4 protein-coding genes are annotated in these 4,259 nt (G+C 66.2%); all 4 read right to left on the reverse strand.

The features are described from left to right. Positions 1 to 38: 38 nt before the first annotated feature. A complete protein-coding gene (locus VF697_RS05350) occupies positions 39 to 1,391 on the reverse strand; it encodes an AHH domain-containing protein (RefSeq protein WP_331092401.1) in 1,353 nt (450 codons plus the stop codon). A 66-nt stretch (positions 1,392 to 1,457) separates the two neighbouring features. Continuing rightward, a complete protein-coding gene (locus tag VF697_RS05355; RefSeq protein WP_331092402.1) occupies positions 1,458 to 2,618 on the reverse strand; it encodes an App1 family protein in 1,161 nt (386 codons plus the stop codon). Between the two features lie 86 nt (positions 2,619 to 2,704). After that, positions 2,705 to 3,208 carry a hypothetical protein gene (locus VF697_RS05360; RefSeq protein WP_331092403.1) on the reverse strand — a complete coding sequence of 168 codons (504 nt, stop codon included), beginning with the start codon at positions 3,206 to 3,208 and terminating at the stop codon, positions 2,705 to 2,707. A 2-nt stretch (positions 3,209 to 3,210) separates the two neighbouring features. Then, positions 3,211 to 4,146 carry an endonuclease/exonuclease/phosphatase family protein gene (locus VF697_RS05365; protein ID WP_331092404.1) on the reverse strand — a complete coding sequence of 312 codons (936 nt, stop codon included), beginning with the start codon at positions 4,144 to 4,146 and terminating at the stop codon, positions 3,211 to 3,213. Positions 4,147 to 4,259: the final 113 nt, after the last annotated feature.

A 4,259-nucleotide genomic window follows, 5' to 3' on the forward strand; every position in this document is an offset into this window, starting at 1 on the left:
GTCTGAAGTATCTCGTTGGCATGAAAGAGTTCCTGAACTCACTCACTCCGAGTCACCAACCTGTTCAGTTCGGTTCCTTCCGTGGAGATCTGACGCGCCAGCCTGCGAAGCTCCGACGTCAATGCTTCTCGGCAATGCTGGACGCTGCGGCACGTTTTCGTTGCTTCAAACAAGCGGTCAAGAATCCGTTGATGGTACTCCTGCGGATGTGGCCCCCTGTGGCCGCGGACGCGAACGATGTTGGCCGGGTCATTCAACGACATACCAGCCTTGTCGAAGACCTTCTGGAACTGAGGCGACCAGGGGCCGCCGTTGTCGGTGGAATCCCACCACTTGTCCGTGGCGATGTGGTGGTCATGTCCCTGCGCATCCACCGGGCCGGCAGCACCAGCACCCATCCCCCGCGCCGCCATGGCGACCGCGCCAGGAGCCAGCGACAGGGTAATGGCCTCGCCCGTCACGGCAACCGCCTCCACCTGGCCCACGGCCGAGAGCTGGATGCCTGCCTGTGCCCCGGCCTGCATGGACGCCTGCGCCGAGCCGGGCAACGTCGGCACCTTCGACGCGAACCCCGCCGCTGTGTTCCCGATGGCCGCCGTGGCGAGCAGGGCGAAGGCGCGCGCCGCGTTCCGCCCCATCACCTTGCCATACCGCTCCCCGGCACCGCGGAGCTCGTCGAACGTCGTGGCGCGGTCCGCCTCCTCTACCAGCCGCTTGAAACCCGTCATCAATCCCCAGAACGTATCCACACCCAGGTAGACGATGAGCGTCGCGGTCATCACCGCCGCGAGTCCCTTGGAAACAGGCTCGGGTAGCGACATGAGGATGAAGTAGGTGGTGCCCGTCCACAACGCCGCCGCCAGCATCGCGTGCGGGTTGGCCATGTCCTTGAAGGCTTCGAGCATTTCCTCCAACACCGCACCTTGGGCCAGCGCCATGGCCAGCGCATAACGGCCGTCGCCGTTCACGGTGGGACCCTCCACCAGCAGGCTCAGGCAGTCGCCCCTCCTCCCGGTGCGCTCGCACCAGCGCAGGTAGGCGCGCGTCAGCTCCACCTCCGCTGACGGCAGGTCCGACACCCTCGACGTCCCCTCCACGGGAGCCACCTCGTGGGTGCGGGGGTTGAAAAGGTACGAACCGCTGCGTGCCTCCACCTCGAATAGCCGCCGAGCGGCCTGCTGCGGGTTGGCGGAGGGCCTCACATCCCGGGACAACTCGGCCAGAGCCCCCTGGAGCTCTTCTTCCTCCAGCTCGACCGGTTCGGTGTCATCGGTGCGTGGGGTGAGGACGAGGGGCTCGCCCCGGCCCGTGTCCAGGCGCACCACGCGCGCCGTGGCGCAGCCGGTCGTCAGCAACACCAACGCCAGCGAAACCACCCAACGACGCTTCATGGAGCACCCTCCGAGCAACGGCCTTCATGCTCGCGGGCTCGGAGGGTGTCCGCAACCCCTCCCCGCTCACCCGGGCTCGCGGTCGAGCTTGTCCAGCACGGTGCGCGCCTCGGCGTCCTCCTGCTGGTGGGCCTGCACCTCGGCCACCTCCGCCCAGCGAATCCACCCCTGGCTCGCGGCGTGGCGCGCGGCCGTCACCGTGTCGTCCACCATCAGCATCTCGCTGCCGGCGGCGCGGATGTCCGCGGCGATGAAGGCCAGCTCGCGCTCGCGCCCCGCCCGGTGCCACACGTTGCGGATGTAGACGCAGCGGATGCGGCCGGGGAACTCGCGGACAATCGTGCGGTAGTGCTCGGCGTCCTCCTGCCCACTGTCGCCAATGAGGAGGAAGGGCAGCGACTCCTGCGAGCCCAGCACCTCGCGAATCTTCTCCAGCTTGTGCCCGTGCCCCCCTCCGGGCGCGAAGCCGTGCCGGCTCAGCCCCCAGTCGCGCAGCAGCAGCGGCCCGGCCGGAATCCGGTGCAGCCCGAGGAACTCGTCCAGGTGCTCGTACAGGTTCCACGGGCTGGAGGAGACGTAGAAGATGGGGTTGCACGCCGAGCCGGTGCTCCCCTCGCTCAGCGCCTTGTAGAAGGCATCCACGCCCTCGAAGGGCAGGCGCGTGCGGTGCTCGGTGAGGAAGAGCGTCCAGGTGCGCTTGAGGAAGTTGGTGACGTTGGTGACGATGACGGTGTCGTCGATGTCGCTGATGACGCCGTACTCGGCCTCGGGCCCGGCCACCAGCACGGGGGCCCGCACGCGCGCCACGCCCCCGGCACTCGGCGACAGCAGCTCCAGCTCCACGTCGTGCCAGCCGGACGTCACCCCCGCGGGCGGCTCCACCCACAAGTCCAGGAAGCCCTCCTCATCGGTGGTGCCCTCCCAGCGGCTCTCTCCCCAGCACGCCTTCACGCGGGCGTGGGGAATCTCCACCGTCATGTAGCGCTTCCACGAGGCGATGGCGCTGCCCAGCAGCGTGTGCCGCTTCCAGGGCGGGCGCACGTGCCGGTCCTCCTGCACCCGCGCCTTCACGAGGGCGCGCCGGGGCGTGCCGTAGCCACGGTACGGCAGGATGCGCGGGGGGCGGGCCAGGCCCAGCTTGCGCCGAAGCCGCCAGCCCCACGACTCGGCGTGGTGCTCGACGTAGAAGGCGAGCCGGACCAGGGCATTGGGCGACTTCCGGGACATGGGGGCGCAGCTTCCTTTCTTCAGTTCCTCCAAGCAACGGCCCCGTTCGGAGGCTCGTCGCGAATCTTCAATTTCTGAAGGAGCCCCTACTCCGCATTGCCGTTCGGGTCGCTATTCGCCTGGGCATGCTCGCGAGAACCCCCGCTCTTTCGCTTCGCGTGCAGGTCCATCAAGCGCCGGAGCTTGCCTCCCGTCGTGGGATGCCCGAGGAGCTCGACCAACGCCCGTTCCAGCGACTGCTTGTCGTGGCAGTACTCGTCGACATCGGCGTACACGATCGCAACGGGATAACCGTGGTAGGCGAGCTTGTACTCACACAGCTCCTCTCCACTGGAGTTCGGCTCACTCACGAGCCGGGCCATGAGCGCCTGATAGGACTCCCGCACCGCAAAGCCCCCGAGCACTACCGCGTGCGCCGCTTCTTCACGAACTCTCGAAGTCGACTCGCGTGACAGGACGATGGCGCCCCCGCTCGCGGCACTGACCTGCTTCGCGCAATCGTCGAACACGGCGGCAATCTCTTTTCTCGCGCGATCCGCCGAGTCGTAGGCTTCGAGGCCCTTGTGGAATGCGTCTTGGAAGCTCGCCATGCTCATGCTCCTGGAGTCTCTGCGGGGGCCACATGGGACAGCATGCCCAGAATGGGGAAATGATCGAACCGGGAGGTGAACCTTCCCCTGGGACTCAACAAGGGCGCCCTCTGCCAGATTCGAGTGCCCGCCTCCCTGAGGACCCAACCGGATCCAGCCAGGAGAGAGGCGGAGACCAGGAACTGGTCATACGTATGCCAGTGCGTTGCCACCGTCCCTTCGTAGTAGTGGGTGCCCGCTCCGAGACGACCGCCGCTTTCTTCCTCGAGCCCCTGCCGCTCCCCCAGCAAGCGCCAGAAGGGGTTGTACAGGTGCCGGGGCCTTTTACGAACCAGGTTGCGGTCTCTCGAGCCCAGCAGGGCACCGCTCATGGAGTCGTTGAACGGCTCGTCGTTGAAATCACCCAACACCAGGACATGCAACGGGTGTTGAGCGGACCTGAGCAGCTCGTCGATGCGATCCTGGAGTGTTCTACCGATCATGGCGCGCAGGAGGCTTGAATCAGCCCTCATCCGCGAAGGCCAGTGCACGACGAACACATGCAGGGGCGCGGGAAAGGGGTGGATTGAAAAGAGCAGGTGCATCCCCACATGAAGCCTGCTCCCACCCTGACTGTCGAAGAGCGCCCTGGGACCGCCATCGAGCTGGAGCTTGGCTCCATTGTAGAGCACCGCCAGGTTCCGCTGGCTCTTCCCATCCGGGCGAGCGTCGACCAAGAGACGGCGGGTGTCCGTTGAACGGCAAGCCGCTTGAATTCGCTCCGCCTGCCCGGTCGCAACCTCACCGAGCGCCAACAGGTCAACGGACTCGACCTCGACCAGTTGCCGGACGACTTCATGGGCACAGTCCAATTGCTCGGACGTATGGGTCACCTGCTTCCGAGGCGGGCAGAGCCCCGTGTTCCACCAGGCAAAGGAGAGGAGTTCGTCCCGATTCATAGGTTTCAGTAATACTACCTGAAACGTAGGCCCACCGGGAAGGATGCATCAAGTCAATCCTCCAGAAATGTGCGTCACCCTCGCCCACACAGATGGCAAGCAGCCGAACAGCC

The sequence above is a fragment of the Archangium sp. genome, from assembly GCF_036388035.1.
GTDB lineage: Bacteria > Myxococcota > Myxococcia > Myxococcales > Myxococcaceae > Archangium.